At 67.8% G+C, this 25383-nt stretch carries 15 protein-coding genes and 1 pseudogene; 8 read left to right on the top strand and 8 right to left on the bottom strand.

All coding sequences use genetic code 11. The features are described 5' to 3' along the window. Positions 1 to 7: 7 nt before the first annotated feature. Positions 8 to 889 carry a PhzF family phenazine biosynthesis protein gene (locus R5H19_RS16890; protein ID WP_318160226.1) on the bottom strand — a complete coding sequence of 294 codons (882 nt, stop codon included), beginning with the start codon at positions 887 to 889 and terminating at the stop codon, positions 8 to 10. 165 nt (positions 890 to 1054) lie between these two features. After that, positions 1055 to 2959 (bottom strand): S53 family peptidase, encoded by a 1905-nt coding sequence (locus R5H19_RS16895; RefSeq protein WP_318160227.1) that lies wholly within the window; start codon positions 2957 to 2959, stop codon positions 1055 to 1057. 382 nt (positions 2960 to 3341) lie between these two features. Between R5H19_RS16895 and R5H19_RS16900 the strand changes: the two genes are divergently transcribed. From R5H19_RS16900 to R5H19_RS16930, 7 genes and pseudogenes are all read left to right on the top strand, one after another. Further along, entirely contained in the window at positions 3342 to 4859 is a 1518-nt protein-coding gene (locus R5H19_RS16900; RefSeq protein ID WP_318160228.1) for a fumarate hydratase, read from the top strand. Positions 4860 to 5480: 621 nt separating this feature from the next. Beyond that, positions 5481 to 8096, top strand: a complete 2616-nt coding sequence (locus R5H19_RS16905; protein ID WP_318160229.1) for a bifunctional aspartate kinase/diaminopimelate decarboxylase — start codon at positions 5481 to 5483, stop codon at positions 8094 to 8096. A 110-nt stretch (positions 8097 to 8206) separates the two neighbouring features. Continuing rightward, positions 8207 to 9550 carry a UDP-N-acetyl-alpha-D-muramoyl-L-alanyl-L-glutamate epimerase gene (murL, locus tag R5H19_RS16910; RefSeq protein ID WP_318160230.1) on the top strand — a complete coding sequence of 448 codons (1344 nt, stop codon included), beginning with the start codon at positions 8207 to 8209 and terminating at the stop codon, positions 9548 to 9550. Between the two features lie 105 nt (positions 9551 to 9655). Continuing rightward, positions 9656 to 11011: a UDP-N-acetylmuramoyl-L-alanine--D-glutamate ligase gene (gene murD / locus R5H19_RS16915; protein ID WP_318160231.1), complete on the top strand. Its 1356-nt coding sequence runs from the start codon at positions 9656 to 9658 to the stop codon at positions 11009 to 11011. A 164-nt stretch (positions 11012 to 11175) separates the two neighbouring features. Further along, positions 11176 to 11697 carry a DUF6795 domain-containing protein gene (locus R5H19_RS16920; RefSeq protein WP_318160233.1) on the top strand — a complete coding sequence of 174 codons (522 nt, stop codon included), beginning with the start codon at positions 11176 to 11178 and terminating at the stop codon, positions 11695 to 11697. Between the two features lie 21 nt (positions 11698 to 11718). Next, positions 11719 to 12888, top strand: coding sequence for a lipase family protein (locus R5H19_RS16925; protein ID WP_318160234.1), 1170 nt, complete (start codon positions 11719 to 11721; stop codon positions 12886 to 12888). A 167-nt stretch (positions 12889 to 13055) separates the two neighbouring features. Next, positions 13056 to 13316, top strand: a pseudogene (locus R5H19_RS16930) (class I SAM-dependent methyltransferase); the annotation flags it as partial. 246 nt (positions 13317 to 13562) lie between these two features. Here R5H19_RS16930 and R5H19_RS16935 read toward each other — a convergent pair. Both R5H19_RS16935 and R5H19_RS16940 read right to left on the bottom strand, forming a co-directional pair. Further along, positions 13563 to 13991, bottom strand: a complete 429-nt coding sequence (locus R5H19_RS16935) for a type II toxin-antitoxin system death-on-curing family toxin (protein ID WP_318160235.1) — start codon at positions 13989 to 13991, stop codon at positions 13563 to 13565. 9 nt (positions 13992 to 14000) lie between these two features. Beyond that, on the bottom strand, positions 14001 to 14222 hold the full coding sequence (locus R5H19_RS16940) for an AbrB/MazE/SpoVT family DNA-binding domain-containing protein (protein WP_056390071.1): 222 nt from the start codon (positions 14220 to 14222) through the stop codon (positions 14001 to 14003). A gap of 126 nt (positions 14223 to 14348) precedes the next feature. Between R5H19_RS16940 and R5H19_RS16945 the strand changes: the two genes are divergently transcribed. Beyond that, complete coding sequence (locus tag R5H19_RS16945; protein ID WP_318160236.1) at positions 14349 to 14780, top strand: DUF1801 domain-containing protein; 432 nt, start codon at positions 14349 to 14351, stop codon at positions 14778 to 14780. A 104-nt stretch (positions 14781 to 14884) separates the two neighbouring features. Here the strand turns inward: R5H19_RS16945 and R5H19_RS16950 are convergent, their stop codons facing one another. The 4 genes from R5H19_RS16950 to R5H19_RS16965 all read right to left on the bottom strand — a co-directional run bounded on the left by R5H19_RS16950 (position 14885) and on the right by R5H19_RS16965 (position 25379). Beyond that, the gene (locus R5H19_RS16950) at positions 14885 to 16936 is read right to left on the bottom strand and encodes a M13 family metallopeptidase (RefSeq protein ID WP_318160237.1); all 2052 of its coding nucleotides are present in this window, start codon (positions 16934 to 16936) and stop codon (positions 14885 to 14887) included. A 90-nt stretch (positions 16937 to 17026) separates the two neighbouring features. Continuing rightward, a complete protein-coding gene (locus R5H19_RS16955) occupies positions 17027 to 20776 on the bottom strand; it encodes a translocation/assembly module TamB domain-containing protein (RefSeq protein ID WP_318160238.1) in 3750 nt (1249 codons plus the stop codon). A gap of 129 nt (positions 20777 to 20905) precedes the next feature. Then, positions 20906 to 22678: an autotransporter assembly complex family protein gene (locus tag R5H19_RS16960; RefSeq protein ID WP_318160239.1), complete on the bottom strand. Its 1773-nt coding sequence runs from the start codon at positions 22676 to 22678 to the stop codon at positions 20906 to 20908. 100 nt (positions 22679 to 22778) lie between these two features. Then, entirely contained in the window at positions 22779 to 25379 is a 2601-nt protein-coding gene (locus tag R5H19_RS16965; protein ID WP_318160240.1) for a glycosyltransferase family 2 protein, read from the bottom strand. Between the last annotated feature and the right edge of the window lie 4 nt (positions 25380 to 25383).

Genomic DNA, 25383 nt, shown 5'->3' on the forward strand with positions numbered 1-25383 from the left:
GGTTCTCTCAGCCCAGCTGAAGCTCGCCGCGGATGCCCACGGCGCAGGCGCCGCCGATGCTGATGCTGCCGTCCAGCGCGTCGCGCACCACCTCGACGCAGCCGTCGCGGCCCACCTCGCGCCCCTGGCTGGCGCGATAGCGCAGGCCGTAACCGTCTGGGTCGCCGATGTCGGCTAGGAAGGCCATGATCGCGGCGTTGGCACTGCCGGTGACCGGATCCTCGGGAATGCCGTCGGCCGGGCAGAACGCGCGCACCGCCATGCTCGCCTCGCCCGCGCGCTGCCGACCGAACACGCTGACGCCGACCGCGCCGGTGTCCTGGCATAGCGCGCCGATCGTGGCCAGGTCGGGTTGCAGCTGGCGCACGGCGGCCTCCTCGCGCAGGTCGCAGACGAACCACAGCGGCCCGTTGTCGACCAGGCGCAGCTGGCTTTCCGCGAGCTCGGCGCGCACGGCCTGGCCGAGCAGGGCGCGCTGCTGCGCCGCCACGGCCCGCAGTTTGGCCTGCGGCGCCTGCACGTGGACGACCCGCCCGCTGCCGCTGCCTTCGACGCGCACCGGCAGCAGCCCGGCCGCGCACTCCTGCAGCAGTTGCTGCTTGCCCGGTGGCACCAGTCCGGACTCGATCGCGGCGTACGCACTGCCCACGCTGGGGTGGCCGGCGAACGGCAGTTCCTGGCGCGGGGTGAAGATGCGCACGCGGTAGTCCGCCGCGGCGCTGGTCGGCGGCAGCAGGAAGGTGGTTTCGGAAAGGTTGGTCCAGCGCGCGAATGCCTGCATCGTGGCGTCGTCGAGGCCGTCGCCGTCGATCACCACGGCCAGCGGATTGCCCAGCAGCGGCCTGGCGGAGAACACGTCGAGCTGGATGAAGCGGCGGCTGCGCGGCATGGCGGTTTCCGTTCGGGCAAGGGCCGGACGATCGCACCGGCGGGCGGCCCCGGCAAGTGGCCGGAGCGCGTGGGCAGCAGCGCCACCGCTGAAAGCGGAAAGCCGACACCTCGCGGCATCGGCTTTCCGTGCAGCGCGCCCGCAAGCGCGATCAGAGCAGGCCGATCAGAACACGCCGAGGAACACGGCCAGATTGCTCACGTTGAGCGTGCCGATGCCGGCACCCGGCTCGTAGCCGGGCTTGCCGACGTAGAACCAGTTGTCACCCGAGCGGATGTCGTTGAAGGCCGAGAAGGGGCCGTAGCCGAAGATGTTCTGCAGCGCGTAGACCTGCGGATTCCAGAAACCGACGCGCTCGTGGCTCGACTGCCTCAGCAGCGCGCTGATGCCGTTGAGCTGGGGTGCGACGAAACTGGTGCCGCCGAAAAACGTCTGCAGGCCCGGGCCATCCAGCGACGAGACCAGGCTGTAGCCGGTTTCCGGGTCGGCGTTCAGCGAAACGTCGGGCTCGTTGCGGCCACGGTAGTTCGCCGGCAGCGTGTAGTTGATGCCGAACGGCGGGAACAGCAGGGTCTGGTTCTTCTCGCTCCTGCGGATGCCGCCGGTGAACTGCTGGTAGCGCGGCAATTGCCAGAACACGCTGACGCCGCCACCGCCGCCGACCGAGAACACCTGATCGGTGATGTCCACGCCGAAATGGGTCTGGAAATAGCTGGCGATGTAATCCCAGCCCCAGACGCTTTCCTTGGTGAGCGATGCCGTCGGCCCGCCGCTGAAGCTGTAGGAGAACGGCACGGTGGTGCCGCCCGCAGTGGTGATGAACGGGTCGGAGCCGGGGGCGTCGGCGGTAAGCGGCGGCGGCACGGGATCGGTGAGCAGGCCGCCAAGCGAACGCACCGTGTCGTAGGCGCCGGAGTCGCCCGAAGTGGCGAACATCGAGATGCCCTGCGCGGCCGCCTCCAGGAACACCTGGTGGAATGCGCGCAGTTCGTCGGTGAAGTCGACGCCGCCGTTGAGCTGCGGGAAGTAGAAGATTTCCGGCGAGCCCCAGCTCACCGACAGACTGTCGACCTTGTTGTCGGACACCGCGCGGTTGAACACGTCGAAGAAGCCGGCGTCGGTATTCGGCGCGTCGTACACGATGATGTCCGCCCACGGCGCCACGCCGCCGGACTGCTCGACGTCGAGCGACGTCTCGCCCGAGCCGGCAGGGCCGCTGAGCGGGCCGCCGCCGTCCACGTGCACCTGGGTGATCCGGTTGGGTTTCACGGGCAGGCCGATCGCGTTCCAGTACGCGTACGCATCGCCGGGGATGAAGTCGGCCAGGGTGGCGATGCCGACGGTGGAGCCCTTGCCGTTCACGCCGAGCCTGTACAGCGGGTTGATGTTGTAGCGGTTGGCCACGTCACCCACGGTGAACTCGCCGGGCGTGCAGGTGGCGGTGGGGTTGCCGATACACGCCGCGGCGGGTGCCGCGCCCCTGGCCAGGGCGTTGGCGCTGGGGCCGGGCTGCGGCGGCAGGATCGCCTTGACGTGGTGCGGGTGGTAGCGCGCCTCGCTGCTCAGGCCCGAGGCCACCACCAGCGTGCCGGCCAGCGCGGCGGGGACGGTGGGCGTCACGTTCGGCTGATGGAAGGTCGAGCCGTCGCTGGCGCGGTAATCATGGATCGAGGTGTGGAAGGCGGCGTTGAACTGGCCGATCGTGCCGCTGACCTTGATGGCCAGGTGGTTCGGCAGCAGTTCGACCTGGGTCAACCCCTGCCGCTTGAGGAAGGCCTGGACGCCGGCGATCTCGCCGGCGGTGGCGCCATAGCGGTCCGCGAACTGCGCAGTAGTGAGGAAGCGATGGAACGAGGGGCTGCCGCGGGTGACGGTGCCGTAGATGAATTGCTCCAGGGCATTCTGGTTGTGCAGTCCGAGCACCAGCGTGACGCTTACCGTCTGGCCCGGATTGCTTGCCCCGAGGTCGGTGGGAGCCGAGCCACCGGCAGCGAAGCTGAGGGTGCTGAAGCCACAAAGCAGCAGCGCCACCGAAGTCGCGAGCGACGTGCGATGCAATTTCTTGAGCATGTCTTTATCTCCAAGGGTAGAGGCGGCGGTTGCCGCTCGGCGGGCGCTGGCATCGATGCTTGGCGTCACGTCTCGTGGCAGGCCGTTGGCCATGTATCGAGTCGATCCCAACATCCAGGCGCGGCCCCTGAAGACAATCCGCGCCGGGGGGTCGAGCCTAGACCCGTGCGTCGGAGACGGGAAGTGTCAGGACGACGAAATATCTTGCGAACCCATGCGGCCAGCGAGCACCGGAAGTGCGGCGCAGGTCCGGGCGGGCGACGCGCGCGTGGCATCAGGGGGGGGAGTTTTCGGCTTGCCGGCCGATTGCGGCACAATAAGAGGGTTGTGCGTCGCCGGGACCCGTTCGCGACGCGGCATTTTCACGAAGCGAAGCCACCTCATGACCGTCATCAAGCAAGCCGACCTGATCCAGTCCGTCGCCGACGCGCTGCAGTACATCAGCTACTACCATCCGGTCGACTACATCAAGAGCCTTGCCGCGGCGTACGAACGCGAAGAAAGTCCCGCCGCAAAGGATGCGATGGCGCAGATCCTGATCAACTCGCGGATGGCCGCCGAGGGCCACCGGCCGCTGTGCCAGGACACCGGCATCGTCACCGTGTTCCTGAAAGTGGGCATGAACGTGCGCTGGGACGACGCCACCATGTCGCTGGAGGACATGGCCAACGAAGGCGTGCGCCGCGCGTACATGAACCCCGACAACAAGCTGCGCGCCAGCGTGCTGGCCGACCCGGCCGGAAAACGCATCAACACCAAGGACAACACGCCGTCGGTGGTCAACATGACCATCGTGCCGGGCGACACCGTCGAGGTGATCGTGGCGGCCAAGGGCGGCGGCTCCGAGGCGAAGTCGAAGTTCGCCATGCTCAATCCGTCCGACTCGATCGTCGACTGGGTGCTGAAGACCGTGCCCACCATGGGCGCCGGCTGGTGTCCGCCGGGCATGCTCGGCATCGGCATCGGCGGCACCGCCGAGAAGGCGATGCTGATGGCGAAGGAAGCGCTGATGGAGTCGATCGACATCCAGGAGCTGATCGCGCGCGGCCCGGCCAACCGCGCCGAGGAGCTGCGCATCGAGCTGTTCGAGAAGGTCAACGCGTTGGGGATAGGCGCGCAGGGCCTGGGCGGCCTGACCACCGTGCTCGACGTCAAGGTGAAGGATTTCCCGACCCACGCGGCGAACCTGCCGGTGGCGATGATCCCGAACTGCGCCGCCACCCGCCATGCGCATTTCGTACTCGACGGCAGCGGTCCGGTGATGCTCGACCCGCCGTCACTGGAAGACTGGCCGAAACTCACCTACGACGCGTCCAAGGGCCGCCGGGTGAACCTGGACACCGTGACCCGCGACGAGGTCGCCAGCTGGAAGCCGGGCGAAACCCTGCTGCTCAGCGGCAAGCTGCTCACCGGCCGCGACGCCGCGCACAAGCGCATGGTCGAGATGCTCAACCGGGGCGAGCCGCTGCCGGTCGATTTCAACGGCCGCTTCATCTACTACGTCGGCCCGGTCGATCCGGTGCGCGAGGAAGTGGTGGGCCCGGCCGGCCCGACCACTGCCACGCGGATGGACAAGTTCACCGAACAGGTCCTGGCGCAGACCGGACTGCTCGGCATGGTCGGCAAGGCCGAGCGCGGCCCCGCGGCGATCGAGGCGATCAAGAAGCACCGCTCGGTATACCTGATGGCGGTGGGCGGCGCGGCGTATCTGGTCTCCAAGGCGATCAAGGCCTCGCGTGTGGTGGGCTTCGCCGACCTTGGCATGGAGGCGATCTACGAATTCACCGTCGAGGACATGCCGGTGACCGTGGCGGTCGATGCCGGCGGCAGCTCGGTGCACCAGACCGGTCCGCGCGAATGGCAGGCAAGGATCGGAAAAATCCCCCTGTTTATTCAATAACGATGTGCGCGAAGCGCACACCATCGCCGCCTCCCCTCCCAGGGGAGGATTGAGGAGGGGTAGCGCAGGGTCACCGCAAGCTCGACAAGCGAGAACGCCTTTGCCGGCACGAGCCCAGGGCAAAAGCACCCCACCCCAGCCCTCCCCTGCAAGCAGGGGAGGGAGCAAGGCGTGGGCTTTCGCCTCCTCCCCTGCAAGCAGGGGAGGGAGCAAGGCGTGGGGCTTTCGCCTCCTCCCCTGCTTGCAGGGGAGGATTGAGGAGGGGTAGCGCAGGGTCACCGCAAGCTCGACAAGCGAGGACGTCTTTGCCGGCACGAGCCCAGGGCAAAAGCACCCCACCCCAGCCCTCCCCTGCAAGCAGGGGAGGGAGCAAGGCGCGGGGCTTTCGCCTCATCCCCTGCAAGCAGGGGAGGGAGCAAGGCGTGGGCTTTCGCCTCCTCCCCTGCAAGCAGGGGAGGGCAAGGCTTGGACTTTCGCCTCCTCCCCTGCTTGCGGGGTGAGGTGGGAAGGCTTTCATTCGGACGTCCATACGTCCAAACGCAGCCGTCGGAAAAACCATTTGCAATTCCGATGCCGCAGCGCAACACTGGTTGGATGTCCATCATCCTGTAGCGAACCCCCGTGACCCCGCCCAATCCCGCACCGCTTCCCGCGGACGCTCCCTGGATCGTGATGAAGTTCGGCGGCACCAGCGTCGCCACGCTGCCGCGCTGGCAGAACATCCGCGAACTGGTCGCCAGCCGCCGTGCCGAAGGCGCGCGCGTGCTGATCGTCGTTTCCGCCTTGACCGGGATCACCGACGCGCTGAAACAGCTGTGCGGCGAGGGCGATCAGGGCAAGCGCAAGGCGGCGGCCGGCGCGATCGCGCAACGCCACTACGATCTGCTGGAGCACATGCAGCTGGCCTTGCCGGACACGCTCGGCGAGCGGCTGGGTGAATTGGTGCGGCTGGCCGAGGACGGCCCCGCGGCGCGCGGCGAGCTGGCCTGGCAAGCGCAGGTGCAGGCGCAGGGCGAGCTGATGTCCAGCGCGCTCGGCGCCGCCTTCCTCAGCCACAGCGGTCTGCCCACGCAATGGCTGGATGCGCGCGACTGCCTGGCGGCGGCGGCGCTGCCGAACCAGAACGAGCGTACCCGGCTGCTGTCGGCGATGGTCGAGGCGAAGCCCGACCCGGCCTTGAACGCGCGGCTGGCCGCGCTGGGCGAGGTGTTGATCACCCAGGGCTTCATCGCCCGCGACGGGCAAGGCCGCACCGTGCTGCTCGGTCGCGGCGGCTCGGATACTTCCGCGGCGTACTTCGGTGCCTTGCTGAAGGCAGCGCGGGTGGAAACCTGGACCGACGTGGCCGGCATGTTCACCGCCAATCCGCGCCAGGTGCCGGGCGCGCGCCTGCTGCAGCGGCTGGACTACGAGGAAGCGCAGGAAATCGCCTCGACTGGGGCCAAGGTGCTGCATCCGCGCTGCCTGTCGCCGCTGCGCGAACCGCGCGTGCCGCTGTTGATCAAGGACACCAACCACCCCGAACTGGAAGGCACGGTGATCGGTCCCGAGGTGCGCGCGCACGCGCCCAGCGTGAAGGCGATCAGCGCGCGCAAGGGGATCACCCTGGTCTCGATGGAATCGGTGGGCATGTGGCAGCAGGTCGGCTTCCTCGCCGACGTGTTCGCCCATTTCAAGACGCACGGCCTGTCGGTGGATCTGATCGGTTCGGCCGAGACCAATGTCACCGTGTCGCTGGACCCCACCGAGAACCTGCTCGACTCCGACGCGATCGCCGCCTTGGCCAGCGACCTGGCCAAGGTGTGCCGGGTCAAGGTGATCGCGCCGTGCGCGGCGATCACCCTGGTCGGGCGCGGCATGCGTTCGCTGCTGCACACCTTGTCCGGCGTGCTGGCCGAGTTCGGCCAGTTGCGCGTGCACATGATTTCGCAGTCGTCGAACAACCTGAACCTCACCTTCGTGGTGGACGAGGAAGTGGTCGACCGGCTGCTGCCTCACCTGCACGACCTGCTGATCGGCGCCGGCGCCCTGCGCACCGACGACAGCGCGCTGTTCGGTCCCAGCTGGCAGATGCTGTATGGCGGCGGCGAAGTCGTTCCCGCGGTGCCGGCATGGTGGCGCGTGGCGCAGCGTCCGCGCCTGCTGGAACTGGCCGCCGAGGCCACGCCGCGCTACGTCTACCACCTGCCCACGGTGCGCCAGCAGGCGCGCGAGCTGAAGTCGCTGGCGGCGGTGGACCGGTTGCACTACGCGGTGAAGGCGAACACCCACCCGGCGATCCTGCGCGCGCTGGCGGCGGAGGGGTTTGCGTTCGAGTGCGTGTCGCCGGGTGAATTGAAGGCGGTTGGCGCGGTGGTGGCGGCGTCGGTGCCGCTGCTGTTCACGCCGAATTTCGCGCCGCGCAAGGATTACGTCCACGCACTCGCCACCCGTGCCACCGTCACGCTCGACGCGCTGCATCCGCTGCAACACTGGGGCGAGCTGTTCCGCGGCCGCGAAATCGTGCTGCGGGTGGACCTGGGCCGCGGACTGGGCCACCACGAGAAGGTGCGCACCGGCGGCAGCACCAGCAAGTTCGGCCTGCCGCTGGACCAGCTGTCGGCATTCCTGCAGCTGGCCGAAACGCATGGTGCGGTCGTGCGTGGCCTGCATGCGCACCTGGGCTCGGGCGTGCTCGACGCCGGCCACTGGGGCGAGGTCTACGCGCAACTGGCCAGCCTGGCCGAACGCATCGCCAGCGTGGTGTTCCTCAACATCGGCGGCGGGCTCGGCGTGCCGGCGCATCCGGGCGAAGCGCCGCTGGACATCGCCGCACTCGACCGCGCGCTGCGCGAGGTCAAGGCGGTCTATCCGCAGTTCCAGTTGTGGATGGAGCCGGGCCGCTACCTGGTGGCCGACGCCGGGGTGCTGCTGACCCGGGTGACCCAGCAGAAGGACAAGGGCGGCTTCCGCTACCTCGGCGTGGACACCGGCATGAACAGCCTGATCCGCCCGGCGCTGTACGACGCCTGGCACAAGATCGTCAACCTGAGCCGGCTCGGCGAACCGGCCAGCGCGCTGTACCAGGTGGTCGGCCCGATCTGCGAGTCCGGCGACGTGCTGGGCAGCGACCGCCGCCTGCAGGAAGCGCAGGAGGGCGACGTGGTCCTGATCGCCCAGGCCGGCGCCTACGGCAAGGTGATGTCCTCGCACTACAACCTGCGCGACGAGGCCGACGAGGTGGTGATCGACGACTGATCCGGCGCGCGCCTGTCCAGCCTTTTGCCCGCCGAAAGCCGTCGAACGGACACCGCGCGAAGCTAGAATCAGCCTGTTCGCTCCCGACGATGCGGGCGATGGAGAAAGATGTGAGCAACACGATGCAACCCCGCCTCACCCGGGTTTTCCGCTTCGTGCGTTCGAACTACGCCGATGGCGTGGCCGAGCTGGCGTATGCGTTCGACGACGGCGAGGAACTGGTCGAGCGGATCCGTTTTCCGCAGGCGCCGGCGGTTCCGGCTGAGCGGCGCGCGGCGTTCGCTGCCGCGCTGAAGCTGCTGCACCTGGTGGCCGGCGTCAGCTACTACAAGGCCGGCGTGCCGCCGCGGCTCGAGCTGGCCGAGGGCCCGCTCGACGACGCCACCGCGGAGCTGCTGGACCAGTTGTACCTGCACGGCCTGGCCGAGTTCGCCTATCGCAACGGGCTGGACCTGCGTGGGCGGATTTCGTTCCCGCGTGGCGGTGTGACGCCCGCGGTCGGCGCGCTGGATTTGCCGAAGCGCACCTTGGTGCCGATCGGCGGCGGCAAGGATTCGCTGGTGGCGGTGGAGGCGATCAAGGCGATCGGCGGCGAGGCCACCGCGGTATGGGTCGGCAGTTCCGCCCTGATCGCGGCCTGCGCCGAACGCACCGGCCTGCCCACCTTGAACATCCAGCGCGAACTGGCGCCAGGCCTGTTCGAGCTGAACCGGCTGGGCGCGTGGAACGGACACATCCCGGTGACCGCGGTGAACTCGGCGATCCTCGCCGTCGCGGCGATCCTCTACGGCTACGATTCGATCGCGTTCGCCAACGAGCGCTCGGCGTCCGTCGCCACACTGGAATACGACGGCCAGCAGGTGAACCACCAGTGGAGCAAGAGCCTCGCGTTCGAGCGCCTGCTCGGCGACTGGCTGCACAGCCACGTGGCCGCCGACCTCGACTACTGCTCGCTGCTGCGGCCGTACTCGGAGTTGGCGATCACCCGCGCGTTCGCGAAGCTGACGCCGTACTTCGACGTGTTCTCCAGCTGCAACCGCAACTTCAAGCTGCTCGGCCCGAAGCCGGTCGACCGCTGGTGCGGGCAATGCCCGAAATGCCACTTCGTGTTCCTCGCGCTGGCGCCGTTCCTGCCCAAGCCGCGGCTGCTGGCGATCTTCGGGCGCAACCTGCTCGACGACGAGAACCAGGCCGCCGGCTTCGACGCGCTGCTGGAGTACCAGGACCACAAGCCGTTCGAGTGCGTGGGCGAGGGCGCCGAAGCGCGCGCGGCAATGGTCGCGCTGAGCCAACGGCCGGAGTGGCAGGAAGACGCCCTGGTCACGCGCTTCCGCAGCGAGATCCTGCCCCAGCTCGACGTGGCGCAGCTCGCGCTGGAGCCGTGGCTGCAGCCGTCCGCGGAACATCGCGTGCCGCTGCGCTTGCAACCCGCACTGGCGGCGATCGGCGGATGAACCACGGCATGTTTTCCGTAGGAGCCCGCTCGCGGGCAATGCTCTTTCGAGCCAAACAGGAGCCAGGAGCATCGCCCGCGAGCGGGCCCCTACAAGGGAGCTTCGATGCGCATCGCTGAACTGGCGGGGCGCCGCGTGGCGATCTGGGGCTTCGGCCGCGAAGGCCACGCGGTAATCAAGGCCTTGCGCACACGCCTGCCGACGCAGGCGCTGACCCTGTTCTGCAGCGCCGCCGAAGTCGACGCCGCGCGCGCGTTCGACGCGGCGCTGGACATCGTACCCGGCGAGCTGGATGCGGTGGCACTGGCCCGGTTCGATGTGGTGGTGAAGTCGCCCGGCATCTCGGCGTACAAGCCGGCCCTGCTGGCCGCGCAGGCGCACGGCACGCAGTTCACCTCGGGCACGGCGCTGTGGTTCGGCGAGAACCCCGACGCGCGCGTCATCGCGGTCACCGGCACCAAGGGCAAGAGCACTACCAGCGCGCTGATCGCGCATCTGTCGCGCGCGCTCGGCGTGCGCACTGCGCTGGCCGGCAATATCGGCCTGCCGCTGCTGGAACTGCTCGGCCAGCGTGCCGAGCTGTGGGTGATCGAGCTGTCCAGCTTCCAGACCGGCGAGGCCGGGCCGCTGGAACTGGGCGTGGTCACCAGCCTGTACGAGGAACACCTGGACTGGCACGGCTCGCGCGAACGCTACGTCGCCGACAAGCTGAAGCTGGCCGACGCCGCGCACACGCTGCTGGTCAACGGCCAGCAGCCGGGCCTGCTGGAACGCACCGCCGCCCATCCGCATCGCCTCAAGTTCGGCACGCCGGAAGGCTGGCACGTGCGCGATGGCATGATCTGCCGCGGCGCGCAGGTCGTGTTCGACAGCGCCGCGCTGGCGGCGCCCGGCCTGCACAATGCGCTCAACGCCTGCGCCGCGCTGACCGCGCTGGACACGCTGGGCCTCGACGCGATCGCGGCGGCACCCGCGCTGGCGACGTTCCGCCCGCTGCCGCACCGCCTGCAGCCGCTGGGCGAACACGACGGCTGGCACTGGGTCAACGATTCGATCAGCACCACGCCGCTGGCCACGCTGGCCGCGCTGGAAAGCCTGCATGGCCGTACGGTGACGGTGCTGGTCGGCGGCCACGACCGCGGCCTGGACTGGACGCCGTTCGTCGCGGCGATGCGCAGCGCGCCCGCGCACGCGATCGTCTGTATGGGCGCCAACGGCGCGCGCATCGAGGCGGCGCTGCGTGAGGCGGAAATACGTTGTCCGATCTTGCCCGTCGACGACCTCGCCGGCGCCGTGGCCGAGGCGAAGGCGCACACCCCGCGTGGTGGCGTGATCCTGCTCTCTCCCGGCGCACCGAGCTTCGACCAGTTCAAGGACTACGCCGAGCGTGGTCGCCGCTTCGCCGCGCTCGCTGGTTTCGATGTCGCCATCATCGGCATCGAGGGCCTGGGTGTCGGCTGAGTCGATCCACGGATCGTGTGGCGTGTCGCGAAGGATGACGGACGGCAAGGCGCCGGCCGACTTGTTGCGTCTGCGGGGGTCTGCTATTCAACCCGCTGCGCACGTTCCATTGATGACCTGCGCGGGGGACACCAATGAAAAGGGGCAGGAACGGGGGATTCGCGATGGCCAGCCGTGGCACGCCGAACGCACGCGAGGTGGCGCCATCGTGGGGCCCGCAGCGCGGCTGGCTGAAGCCGATGGCGGCATTCGGGCTTGCGCTCCTGACGACAACCACAGCTTGCGAGGCATATGCGATGGGACGGATGTGTCTGTTTTCCGCCGTGAAAGGGGTGGTGCTCGATCATGGCAAGCCGGTCGAAGGAGCAACCATCGAACGCAGCTACAAATGGGCATGGAAGGATCGCTCGGGAAGCGACAGTGCGACGACCGATGTGCAGGGCGCGTTCTCCCTGCCAGCGATCTGGGGACGTTCGCTGCTGGGTTCGATTTTGCCGCATGAGCCGTTCGTGACCCAGACGATCCTCATCAAATACAAAGGCAAGAGCTACGAGGCCTGGCTTTCCGACAAGCGTGGTTACGAGGAAAACGACGAACTTGATGGCCGGCCGATTTCGCTGATGTGTCGACTGGAGGCCGAGCCGGCACGCCATGGCAAGGTTTTCGGTATCTGCGAACCGCAGTAAAAAATTTCCAAGGATGGATGCATGAACACACTCACACCAGATCAGGCAGCAGCAATTGCCAGTGGCGTTTACTTCCTGCGTGAAAGTACGGTCAGCGAATCCGTTTCGCGTAATCGTGTGTTGGGCAGCGAGGGCCTGTTCAATGTCACCGATAGCTCCCGTTTTGAAGGATTCTCGGGCGGGCTTTACGGGTTCAAGATCCTCAGCGGCTTCGGCTATATCGCCGAGGGCATCGGGAAGCATCAAGGCGAAATTCTTGTAGCCACGCGCGGCACCGCGATCGCGATTGACTGGTTGACCAATGCCAGCGTCGGGTTGCAGCGCGGTCCCGGTGGCGAACTGGTGCACGTTGGCTTCCATGAGGCATGGAAATCCATGGCTCCCGACATCAGCCGTTTTCTGCGTGGACGCCACCCTTCCGTCATCCACTGCGTGGGCCACAGCCTCGGCGGTGCACTCGCCACGCTCAGCGCCGATTACTTCTCCGGCATCCGCGCCGGCACGGTCAAGCTGTACACCTTCGGCTCGCCGCGCGTGGGCACGTCGATGTTTGCGCAAAGCCTGGACCACCGCATCGGTGCGGCAAACATGCATCGGACATTCCATTGTGCCGATGTGGTGCCGATGGTTCCGCTGTTTCCGTTCTTCCACGTGCCGGCAGCGACGTCGGGGTATCAGCTGGGCAACGGATCGAGGGGACTGGTCAGTTCGCAGGCGCATGACATGGAAAAGAGCTACATAGCCGGCGTTTCCGGCCAAAGCTGGACGGCGCTGCGCAACCGTGATCTGGGCAACGACCACAAGATGAACGTGCAGCTCTGGCTGGAGCAGGTCAGCGTGGGCAGCGCCGGGATCGTGATGGGCAGCACGTGGGTGCTCGCGATGATCTGCAGGGCGCTTACCTGGCTGCTGGACAAGGCAGCGCTGCTGGTGTTTTCGGGGTTGAGCGCCGGCATCACGGCGAGCCTGACCGTGCTGGATCAACTGGCCTTGCTGCTGGCCAGAGGCGCTGCGCTGTCCAGCGAGATTTCCACTCACCTCGCGATCATCATCGCGGCCATCTTTCGTTTTCTCGGCCGCTCCATGGTGGCGGGTGCGTCGATGACGGTGAGCTTCATCCGCTGGGTACTCGAGCTGTTCTACCACTGGGTCGCCACGGTCGCTGGTCGCGCGCTTTCCGCCTTGCGTTGAGCCGTCATCCAGGCGTTGCGTGTTTGCTACGCTCGGATTGTCATGCGAATGGGTCGACGGAAATCCCGTGAAGATCCGTGAGAGCGGCATGCCCGACGAAGCCCGGTGGGTCGGCTTCTTCGACTGCAAGGCGGCCATCGTGAAGCTGTTCGGTGCGGCGCAAGTGCATGGGCGACGTGATCGAGTTTGGCTGCGGCTACGGCTCGTTCACGGTGCCGGCCGCGCAGCGCACCTACGGGCTGGTCACTGCGCTGGATATCGAGCCGGCGATGATCGCTGCCGTGCGCGGGAAGGCCGCTGGCCTCGGGCTGCACAACGTCCGGGCCGAACTGCGTGATTTCGTGGCGGACGGCGCGGGCGTTGCTGCCGGCTCGCAGGCGCAGGCGATGATCTTCAACTTGTTGCACCCGGCGCAGCCAGTGGCGTTGCTGCGGGAGGCTCGCCGGAGCCTGCAGGATGGCGGAGTGCTTCCGGTGATGCACTGTGGCGCAGCGACATCCCGACTCCGCGCGGGCCGTCGCTGGAAATACGTCCGACGTCGCCGTGCCGGTAACGGATGGCCGACGCCGGGTTCCGCGCCATCGAGTACGTCGAACTGCAGGAGGCGTGCCCGTTTCACTTCGGGCTGGTGGGCCGGCGCTGATGCGCGGGAAACGATCGCGTCTTGCCCAATTTCAGCGCGCGTAGCGCGCCCGCGGCTCGTTGACCCGTTTCTTCGCATCGGTCCGGATGTGCTGGCGCAGCCAGGCGGCAAACTCGGCCTCGGAGAGGCTGCCTTCGGCGAGGGCGATCATGCTGACGTACTTGTCTTCGTCGCTGGCGACGAGGTCGGCGCCGTTGAGTGCGAGGAAGACGCGATAGCAGACATGCGCGGTGCGCTTGTTGCCATCGACGAAAGGATGGTTGCGGGCCAGGCCGAAGGCCAGGCTGGCGGCAAGGTCGGCAAGATCGGGCGGCGGATCGCCGTAGGCGTGTGCCTGTTGCGGGCGGGCGAGTGCCGAATCCAGCAGGTTCTCGTCGCGCACGCCGCTGCCGCCGCCATGCTCGGCCAACTGACGTTCGTGGATGGCGATGGCGAGCGGTCGTTCGATCCAGATGATCATGGCCGCTGCCTATTGCGCCAGTTTGCGCAGGACGTTGCGATCCTTGCGCATGACTTCCTCGGCCACCTCCATCTGTTTGGCCAGGGTGGGATCGTAGGTGGTGAGGCGGATGCCGTCGGGGGTTTCCAGCGCGAATAGCTCGTCGCCTTTTTCCAGGCGCAGGCGGGCCAGCAGTTCGCGCGGCAGGATGACGCCGGCGGAGTTGCCGATGGTGGTGATCTTCAGCTTCATGGCGGCCTCCGGAGTTTGTTATAACGCATGTTATACATGACGATGGCCTGGGCGCAATGTCGTGATGTCGCGGGTTATGCTCACCGGCCCGCGCAGCGGCGGCCGGTGAAAAGGAAGGAGGAGAACATGACATCGACAGATCGTCCGGATGACGGCATGGCGGCCGTGCACATCACCCAGCGGATCGAGGAACTGGGCGATTGGCGGGGCGCCATGCTCGCACGCGTCCGCCAGCTCATCCACGAGGCCGACCCCGCGATCCAGGAAGAGTGGAAATGGGTCAAGCCCGGCTCGGGCGGTACGCCGGTGTGGTCGCATGACGGCATCGTCTGCACCGGCGAGTCGTACAAGGACAAGGTGAAGCTCACCTTCGCCCGCGGCGCGTCCGTCAGCGACCCGAAGAAACTGTTCAATGCCAGCCTGGAGGGAAACGCGCGGCGTGCGATCGACCTGCGCGAAGGAGACAAGCTCGACGAGACGGCGTTCAGGCGACTGGTCAGCACCGCGGTGGCGGCCAACGGCGCAGCGCTGGCGCAACGAGCGGCCAGGAGGAAGTAGGCCCGGGTTTCCGACGGGACCGATCCGCCGCCGCAACCGTCATGGTTCCAGGCAAAAAGGGCCGCATTTGCATGCGGCCCTTCGTTTTCAGTGCAGGGAAACGCCTACCAGATTTTCACCCGCTGCTCCGGCGCCAGGTACAGTTTTTCGCCCGCCTTGACGTCGAACGCGGGATACCACTGGTCGAGGTTGCGTACGGTCTGCGCGCGGAAGTCGCCGGGGGCGTGCACGTCGGTGGCGAGGCGCTGGCGCAGGGCGGCGTCGCGGATCTTGCCGCGCCAGGCCTGGCCGTAGGCGAGGAAGAAGCGCTGGTCGCCGGTCAGGCCGTCGATCACCGGCGCCGGCTTGCCGCCGAGCGATTTCTGGTAGGCCAGGTAGGCGATGGTCAGGCCGGAAACGTCGGCGATGTTTTCGCCCAGTGTCTGTTCGCCGTTGACGTGCAGGCCGGGCAGCGCCTCGTACTGGTCGAACTGCTTCGCCAGCCGCTTGCCGGCGGCCTTGAAGTGGGCCAGGTCTTCCGGCGTCCACCAGTTCGCCAGGCGGCCTTCGGCGTCGAACTCGGCGCCCATGTTGTCGAAGCTGTGGCTGATCTCGTGGCCGATCACCGAGCCGATCGCGCCGTAGTTCGCGGCGGCATCGGCGTTCGGGTCGAAGAACGGCGGCTGCAGGATCGCGGCGGGGAAGTTCAGCGCGTTCTGCAGCGGCAGGTTCACCGCGTTGACGGTCTGCGGAGTCATCCACCACTCGGCGCGGTCCACCGGCTGGCCGAGCTTGGCGCGCTGGTGTTCGTACTCGAATTTCTCGGCGCGGCGCTGGTTGCCGAGCGCGTCGTCGGCACGGATCTCCAGCGCGGCGTAATCACGCCAGGTATCCGGATAGCCGACGCCCACGCGCACCGTGGCGAGCTTGGCCTTGGCCTTTGCACGCGTGGCCGGGGTCATCCAGCTCAGCGTGTCGATGCGCTCGTCGAACGCGGCGAGCAGGTTCTGCACCAACTGCTCCACTTCCGCCCTGGACGAGGCCGGGAAGTAATGCTTCACGTAGAGCTGGCCCACGGCGTCGCCGAGGTCGGTGCTGGTGGCGCCCACCGCGCGCTTCCAGCGCGGCCGCTGCTCGGGCGTGCCCTGCAGGGTGCGGCCGTGGAAGTCGAAGCCGAGGTCGGCAAAGGCCTTGGGCAACAGGTTGGCGCTCTGGTCCAGGGTGTGGAAGAGCAGCAGGTCCTTCCATGCTTGCAGCGGTTCGCTGGCGGTCAGCGCGGACAGCCCGGTGATTGCGCCCGGCTGCCATACGTCGATCCGCGGCTGGCCGTCCAGGCCGGCGGCCTTGAAATACGCGGCCCAGTCCAGTCCCGGCGCCTTGTGCGCGAAGTCGGCCATGCGCCACGGATTGTTCGCCTTGTGCACGTCCTCGCTGTCGAGCAGGCTGGCCTGCGCCCTGGCGATCTTCGTTTCCAGCTCGAGGATGGTGTTTGCCTTTGCCTCTGCGTCGGCGATGCCGGCCTGTTTCAGCAACGCACCGATGTAGGTCCGGTACTTGGCCCGGGTGGCGACCATGTGCGCGTCGTCGGACAGGTAGTACTCGCGGCTGGGCATCACCAGGCCGCCCTGCAGCAGGTAGGCGATGTTGTGCGAGGGATCTTCCAGCCCCTGCGTCACGAACAGGCCGAACAGGTTCGTGGTGTGGTAGTTGGTGGCGTTCATCGGATCGACGTCGGCGCGCAGGCGGCTGCCCAGCACGCGGGCCAGGTCGGCGCGCGAGGCGATCGCGTCGATCTGCGCCAGCTCCGGCTTGAGCGGGGCCAGGCCGTGTCGCTCGATCGCGGCGGTGTCCATCCAGGCGGCGTAGTAGTCGGCGATCCTGCGTGCGTTGCTGCCCGCGGCGGGCTGGCTGGCGCCGGCGTTGCGGATCAGCTCGGCGGTGTTCTTCTCGGCCTGCTCGAACACCTTGAGGAAGGTGCCGGTGCTGGAGCGGTCGGCAGGAATCTGCGCGGTCTTCAGCCACTGGCCGTTGGCGTAGCGGAAGAAGTCGTCGCCCGGCTTCACGTCGTGGTCGATGCCGGCCAGATCGATGCCGGAAGGCTGGCCTGCCGGCATCGCTGCCCATGCCGCGGGGCTGCACAGGATTGCTGCCGCGAGTATCCATCGCATGCGTTGCATGGTCGTTCCTCTGCCTTGGGAGAGCATCCACGATAATCCGCCGGGGCGGCCTTGTGGGCATGACCTGTGGGCTACGCCGACGGTCGGCGGCTACTTCTCGATGCGGTAGTTGAGGCTGGCGCGGCTGAACTCGGTGGCCTGCTGCGCCTCGAAATTCCAGCGCTGGCTGAGCCGGTAGCGCAGGGTGATCACCTGGCCGGGCTCGAACAGGCCCACGCCGTAGCTGAGGTACAGCCGTGGCGACAGGTATTTGCCCACGGAGAACGCCGAGCTGCCGCCCAGCGCCGCGTTGCTGGACACGCCGATATCGTCCACGCCCAGCTGTGCGCCGATGCTCCTGGCCAGCAGGTCGCCGGCGGCCGAGCCGAGCGCCTGTGCGGCGGCGCCGACCATGTCGCCTTCGCCGCCCTTCACCTGCGACAGCGGTTTGCCGGTGACCAGGTAGGACAACGCGTCGGACTGCTCCATCACCGGATTGGAGAACACGGTGAGGATCGGCCGCTGTGCCGTGCCGGAAACCAGCAGGCCTACCTCCTGGCCTTCGTCGATGGTGGCGTTGGGATTGAGCTTGCGCACCGCGCGGATGTTCAGTCCCGGGTTGTCGATCGGTGTGCTGGCGAACAGCAGCTGGCCGCGCTGGATCTGCAGGTTCTGGCCATAGGCCTTGTAGGTGCCGTTGACGGCGAGCTGGCCCTGGCCGGTGGTGGCGCGACCGGGGCGCTCGGCCACGGTGAGCGTGCCGCTGACGCGGCCGTCCAGGCCCATGCCGACGACGTGCGTCCGGCGACCGAGGTCGACCTTGACCAGGCCGCTGATCGGCAACTTGCCGGCGGCCTGTTGCTGATGCTCTTCGTCGACTACCACCACATCGGGCGAGGCCTGGGTGGCTCCGGCGCCGGGCAGCTTGTCGGCGTTCACCTCGGCGCTGTCGATACCGAGCGCGCCGCCGACAACGATGCCTTTGGCGTCCTGCTTCACGGTAAGGTCGGGCGAGACCACCACCCTGGCGGCGGGAATGTCGGCGGCGGTGAACTGGCTGCCCTTGAGCGTCAGCGCGGTTTCTGCACCGGCGCCGAGGCCGGCGTTGCCGGCGATGGCGAGCGTGCCGGCGCCCGACTTCACCTGGCCATGGATCAGCAACTGCCGCGCATCGGTGGTGCTCAGCGTGAGCTGGCCCTCGCTGAGCCTGAGCCCGGCCGAGGGGATTTCGGCAGCGAAGCCGCGCAACTGGGCCTGGCCGGTGAGCGCCGGTTGGTCGAGCGTGCCGGCGAAGCGGAAATTGCCGTCGGCGCCGCCCTTGACGCTGGCCAGCTCACTGGTGAACAGCTCGATGAAGGCGAGCTTGTTCAGACGCAGATCGAGTTGTCCGCCAAGTGCCTGCCGGGCGCCGCTGATCGTGAGCTGGCCGTCCAGGCGGCCGCCGTCGTCGAGGTCGCCATGCACTTCGATGCGCTGGCCGGCGGGCGTGAGATCGGCGTCCAGGTGCAACTGGCTGTAATGCAGCAAGGGCTCGTCGGCGCGATCGGTATAGCTGATCGTGCCTCGCGCGGAGCTGATCGCGGCGTTGCCGCTGAGCGCGCCGGCGGCGCTGCGGCGAAGCTTGCCGCTGCCTTCGATGGTGCCGTCGGCGCGCATCGGCAGGTCGGCGTTGCCGCTGGCGTTCAGCAGCAGCGCCAGCGGCAACGCCTGCAGCCGGAAATTGGCGTCGAGGTTGCCGGGCTTGTCCCGCCTCGCGGTCACGCATAGCTGCGGATCGCCGGCGCTCAGGCACAGTTCGGACAGGCTCATCGCGCCGTCGTTGTAGCCGAGCTGCGAGGGATGCAGCAGGCGCCAGCCGGGCATGCCCTGCGGTTCCAGGTCGAGCGTGGAGAGCGTGCCGTTCCATGCCGACCCTTTCAGCGCGCCGCGCAGGACGAGCGAGCCGGAGAGCTGGCTGCCGCGGGCGTCCAGGCTGAGGCGATGGCTGCCCTCGCTGCCTTCGGCGAGCAGGTGCAGCTGCCGGAACAGCAGGCCTTGCAGGGCGGCGTTGCCGGTCTGCAGCTCCAGTTTTCCCGCCAGGCGGCTGGTATCGGGGAGACCGACGATCAGGCGCAGCGTGTCGATCCGCTGTTGCCGCCAGGCCAGCGACTGCCCATGCAGCTGGCCGTTGATGCCCAGCTTCGGCAACTTGCCGCGGAGGCTGAAATGGCCGTCCAGACGTCCGCTCGCATTCGGCAACCAATCGCCCAGCGAGGCGATGGCCAACTGCAGGTCGGCATCGTTGCTGGTGCCGGGGCGGGCCGTCAGCTCGATGCTGCTGCCAGCCGAGGCCAGCCGGAGCTGGCCGTCCACCACTTCATCCGCTGACAGGTGCAACTTGCCGCTGCCGGCGAGGGCGCGTTCGCGCAGTTTGCCGGCCAGTCGGCGGATGTCCAGGCTGGCCTCGGGGCCGTTCTTCGTCAGGCTGCCGCGGCTGGCGATGTCGAAATCCAGTGCACCGTTCCAGCCGGCAAACAACTGGCCGGGGTCGAGCTTGTCGGCGCTGGCCTCGGCCTGCCATGCCAGCATCGGTTGCAGGGTCAGCGTGCCGTGTGCCTGCAGGCCGCCGCGCGCCTGTTTCAGTTGCAGCGTGTGCAGGGTGACGAGCCGGGCCGTGCCATCCAGATTCAGCGCCAGCTTCGCGGGTTTGCCCGGCGGACCGATGTCGACATCGCCTTCAGCGTGGTACGCATCGGCGCTGCCGCTGGCCTTGAGCGAGCCGCGGCTGGCCAGCGCCTGGCCGACCCGGCCCGCCGGCAGCAGCAGGTCGTTCCAACGGATATCCAGTGCGGCGCTGATCGGCTTGGCGGCCAGTTGCACGGTACCGCTGGCTTCCAGGCTGCCCCTGACCTGCGGCGAGCCGAGCTTGAGCTGCTGCAGGCTCAGCGTGGCGAAGTCGTGGCTGAACTGCGCGCGCAGCGGTTGCAGCAACAGCTGGTAGTCATTGAGATCGAATCGGCCGTCGAGCGTGCCGCTGTAGCGGTCGCCATGGCCTTGCACGGCGATCGCCAGCGCCTTCAGCGAACTGTCGCCGAGCAGCGGTTTCGGGTCGAAGCGCGGCGCGTCGAGCTGGCCGGTCCAGGCATAGTCGCCGGACTGGACCAGGTCCACTTGCAGTCGGGCCACGGCCGGCGCGGTGAGCCTGAGGTCAAGCTGCGCCCGCTTGCCGTCGCTGTGCGCATCGAGGCTGCCGGCATAGCCGGTGTCGCCGATTTTCCAGGCGAAGGCGGCCTTGCCCTTGCCCTGGTAACGCATGCCGATCGCCAACGTGCCATCCAGATTGGCGTGGCCGTCGGGCGCCTGCAGAACGAGCCGGCGCAGTTCGATGCCGTGGTCGGTCCAGCTGCCGGCGAGGTCGAGCCGATCGGAGGCGAACAGCGGTTGATTATCCCGCATCACTTTCAGCGTGCCCACGTGTGCGCGGTCGAGGGTCAGTTCGATCGGTGGCTGCAACGAGAAGCTGGCGGAGCGGGCGGTGTCGTTCGGTGAGGATTTGGGCAGGGTCACCTCGACGCCGTCGACGTCCAGCGCGAGCACGTGCAGGCGTCTGGCCAGCAGCGGCCAGAAGCGCAGGTCCAGATGCGCCTTCGCCACGGTCGCCACGGTGCCCTTGCCGTCGTCGTAGCGGATGCCGGCCAGGTCGAGCGGACCGAGCAGGCGGCCCTGCGCTTGTTGCACATGCAGCGCGCCGCCGGTGGCGGCCTGCGCCCGGGCGAGTGTGAAGCGCAGGCCGGAGCCGGTGCCGAGCAGCCACCATAGCGCCGCCGCCGCGAGCAGCAGCAACGCGGTGAATGCGATGGCGATGCGCTTGAACCATTTCATGCCGTCAGCTTGCTCCATCCGTCGCTTTTGCCAGGATCGTTTCAGGTTTGGCGAAGAGCGACCCCTCCCCAGCCCTCCCCTGCTGCGCAGGGGAGGGCGAAAGGTAGGTGCAGGTCGGTACTCTCTTCATCACAGGTCCGGCCCGATCACCAGATGCAACTGGATGCCGTGCGCGCGATCGTCGTGGATCGGCGTGCCCAGGTCGACGCGGATCATGCCCACCGGCGAGCGCCAGCGCAGGCCGAGGCCGGCGCCGATCTTCGGCCGGTAGTCGGTGCCGCTGAACGCGTTGCCGGCATCGACGAACGCCGCCATGCCCCAGTTGCGCGTGAAGTAATGCTCGACCTCGCTGCTGGCGACCAGCAGGTTCTTGCCGCCGATCACGCGGTCGGCGCTGTTGCGCGGGCCGATCGACTGGTAGCCGTAGCCGCGCACCGAGCGGTCGCCGCCGGCGAAGAAGCGCAGCTGCGGCGGCAACGCGGCGAAGTCGTTGGTCCAGGCCACGCCGGCGCTGCCGCGCAGGATCAGCCGGTTGCGGGCGCGCGCGCCGAACGCACGTATCCACTTCGCGTCGGCGGTCAGTTCGCTGAAGCTGGCGTCGGACAGCAGTGTGCCTGCGGTGCTGCGCGCGGCCACGCTGAGCAGCCAGCCGCGGTGCACGAAGTCGGGGTTGTCGGCGCGCTTGCGCGTCAGCGCGGCCTCGGCGAACACCAGCGTGCTGTGTCCGTGCTCGATGCCGGGCGCGTTGTCCGCTTCGCCACCGCGCTTGCCCACGGTGAACGTGCCGGACAGCACGTGCACGCCCATGCTGCGGGTCCATCCATGCCACTGCCGGGTTTCGTTGCCGACCAGTTCCAGCGTGCGCGATTGCGAGGTGGAGGTGTTGGCGTCGCGGAAGTTCGCACCGACGTTGTAGCTGCGCTGGTTGTCGCCGGGCAGCGGGATCGAGTACAGCGTGGACAGCGTCTTCAGCCTCTGCGCCACCACCAGTTCGTTCTTCCACTTGTGTCCACGCCGGTTGACCCAGCGCCGCTCCATTCCGCCGCGCACCCCGAAGCCGGTGTCGGTGCCGATGAACGGGCCGCCGGTGTAGATCGAGCGTTTGGCCGGCGCCAGTTGCACGGTGACGTCGACCGTGCCGTTCTTCGCCGTGTCCACGTCCGGTTGTACGTTGACCACCGCGAAATAGTCCGCGCCGTTCAGCGCCTGCTGCAGTTCCAGCAACTGGTCCTGCGAAAAGTAGTCGCCGGATTTGAACGGCACGTAGCGGTCGAGGAAGCCGTCGTCGAACTGCGAACCCTCGAAATGCACCTGGCCGTAGCGATAGCGCGGGCCGGCTTGCCACGCCAGCTTGATTGCCGCGCTGTGGTTGGCGCGGGTGACTTCGACCCGGTGGGTGAGCAGGCGGGCGTCGAGGAAGCCGTTGGCGGTGAGCTGCGCGCTCAGCGCGTCGCGCGCGGCGTCGTAGGCGCCGTGGTCCAGCGGCTTGCCCTTGAGCCGCTCGAGCGCGCGCTTCGCGTGGCGAACGGCGGGGATGTCCGACGCTTCCTGCTCCAGCTGCACGTCGACCGCGGTGACCTTGACCGGTTCGCCCGGCTGCACGTGCAGGGTCACCCGCCAATCCTTGCCGACCTGCCGCAGCTCGCCGGTGACGCTGGCGTCGTAGTAGCCGTACGGTCGCAGCGCGGACTGCACCTGGCCGGGTGCGCGCTCGTACAGCCGCCGCACCTGGGCGTCGCTGACATCGCGGTTGGCGTACTGCGACAATTCCACGCCGGCGACCGCCGCCGCTTTCAGCGGGTCGGCGACGCCATCCACCACCAGTTGCACTCCGGCATGCGCCCGTGACGCCAGCAGCAACAACGGCAGTAGGAAGCTAAGGCGTCGGCGGGGGCGGCGCATGCGTGGGGTTCCGTCCTCGTGGCGTGCTCGGATGCAGGGAGCTTACCCAACTTCATGTGGGCTTCGTATGAAGCCCTGGTGCTGCCCGATCGGGACAACGTCAACCGACCTTGTCACCCGACCTGTGCGCGATCCACGCGCCGATCACCGCCGAGACGTATGGAATCGACTGCGCGGCGAGGATGAACATCCACAAGGTGCCTTCGATGTAGCGTGTGCCGTAGCCCAGCGCCATGCCGGCGATGCACAGCATCAGCGCCAGCGCCATCAGCAGCTCCTCGCGCACCGGCGCGAACGCGGCGAAGCTGGAGCCGCCCATGCGTCGGCTCTTGGCGGTCACCACGAACGAGGTCTTCTGCCGGGTCAGCCCGTGCAGGATGCCGCGCGCGATGGCGTGGCTGAGGCCCATGCTGGCCAGCGAGGCCATCAGGGTGTCGTACCAGCCGCAGGGCACGCGCGCGCGGTACAGCACGATGCCGAAGATCGCCTTGGCGAAGAAGAAGCCGATCACCGGGATCAGGAACAGCTGCATCGGCAGGCTGAAGTACTGCGGGAAGGCGACCATGCCGGCGGTCCAGAACAGCGCCATCAGGGTGAACACCAGGTGCAGCGCGTCGGCGAACCAGCTGAACCAGCCGGTGAGGAAGTGGAAACGCTGGCCGGCCGAGAGCGGCCCCTTCTGCGTCATCCAGCTCCAGCGGCCCTTGAGGATCTGCATGGCACCGAACGCCCAGCGGTAGCGCTGGCTCTTGTATGCCTTGAAGTCGGCCGGGGTGAGACCCTTGCCCATCAGCTCGTCGACGTAGACCAGCTCGTAGCCGGCGTGCATCAGGCGCAGGCCCAGCTCGGCGTCCTCGCAGATGGTCCACTCCGACCAGCCGCCGGTGCCTTCCAGCGCCGAGCGCCGCACCATGGTCATGGTGCCGTGCTGGATGATCGCGTTGCGCTCGTTGCGATGGTGCATGCCGATGCGGAAGAAGCCGTCGAACTCCCACGCGGTCATGCGGCGGAAGCGGTTGTGCCCGAAGTCGCGGTGCGCCTGCGGGCACTGCACCACCGCCACCTTCGGGTCGTGGAAGTGACCGGTGAGGGTGGCCAGCCAGTCCGGGCGCACCACGTAGTCGGCGTCGATCACCGCCACCACCTCGGCCTCGGGCGCGGTTTCCTTCAGGCCGAAGTTCAGCGCGCCGGCCTTGAAGCCGGGCCACGGCTCCAGGTGGAAGAAGCGGAAGCGCTTGCCCAGCTTCTCGCAGTACTCCTTCACCGGACCCCACACCGCCGGGTCCTTGGTGTTGTTGTCGATCACCAGCACTTCGAAGTTGGCGTAGTCCAGTTCCGCCAGCGAATCCAGCGTGACCTGCACCATCTCCGGCGGCTCGTTGTAGCAGGCCAGGTGGATCGAGACGAACGGCTGCTTCTCGGGCGGGTCGGGGTGCAGCATGCCGGCTTCGCGCATCCACCGGCGCCGCCACAGCACCTCGGTGAACTCGAAGCCGTTGATCAGCAGGATCGCCAGGATCGCGATCTGCGCCGGGAACAGCAGCGTGAGCATGGTCCAGTCGACCCAGCTCAGGTAGAAGTTGAACGGCAATGTGGCCGACCATACGATCAGCCCGCAGGCCAGCTGGATCAGCATGCAGAAGAACAGCCGGCCCATCAGCTTGAAGCGGCTGAAGCGGCGCGCGAAGAAGATCATCGGCAGTAGCGCCAGCAGGCTCGCCGCCAGCGCCTTCCACGGCCACGAGGTGTCCTCGACCACCGGGCCGGTCAGCGGGAACTTCAGCTGGCGATCGGCGTTGAACATGCCCCAGTACGCGCCGGTGCGGCCCTCGCCGAGGTTTTCCTTCCACGGCTGGTCGAACGCCTCCAGCAGGTAGTAGTCGATGTGCGCGAGCTTCGCCTTGTTCATCCAGTCGCGGATGAAGATCGCCTCGTTGGAGACGGAGGGATCGGCGTACTCGTGGCGGTCGCCGTTCGACGGCCAGCCGATTTCGCCGACCACCACCGGCTTGCCCGGGTAGCGCTGCGCGATCGACTGGTAGGCGCCATAGGCGGCGTCCACCGCGTCGTGGCGTGGCACGCCGTTCCAGAACGGGAACAGGTGGATGGTGATGAAGTCGACGTGCTGGACCAGCTCGGGGTACTTCAGCCAGATGTAGTCCGGTTCGGCGATCGACACCGGCTGGTGCACGGCGGCGCGCACGCGGTCCAGGTAGGCCATCATCTGTTCGGGCGTGAGGTCGTTGCGGAACAGCACCTCGTTGCCGACGATGATGCGGGTGATCGTGTCCGGATACGCGCGCGCCTTGGCGATCAGCAGTTCGATCTCGCGCTCGTTGTTGTCCAGGCGCTTGTCGATCTCGGCGCCGGCCATCACCTTCAGGCCCTCCTTCTGCGCCAGCCGGTACAGCTGCGGATTCTGCTGCATCGTGTAGGTACGGATACGGTCCGTGTACCGGTGCAGCAGCTTGAGGTCGGAAGCTATCTCGTCGTCGCTGGGATAGTCCTGCTTGAACGGGCTCTGGTAGCGCTGGAACACCGACACGGCGTAGCCGCCGATCTTGCCGTGCCAATCCTCCGGGCCGCGCGGCAGGTTGCCGTACCACCACAGCCCGATGTTCATGGCCGCCACGAGCAGGGCGAGCACGATCGCCGTGAGCAGCGGATACCGGCTGTTGTGGGTTGCTGCGGTGGCGCTCAAAAAA

Source organism: Rhodanobacter sp. KK11, from assembly GCF_033345435.1.
Lineage (GTDB): Bacteria > Pseudomonadota > Gammaproteobacteria > Xanthomonadales > Rhodanobacteraceae > Rhodanobacter.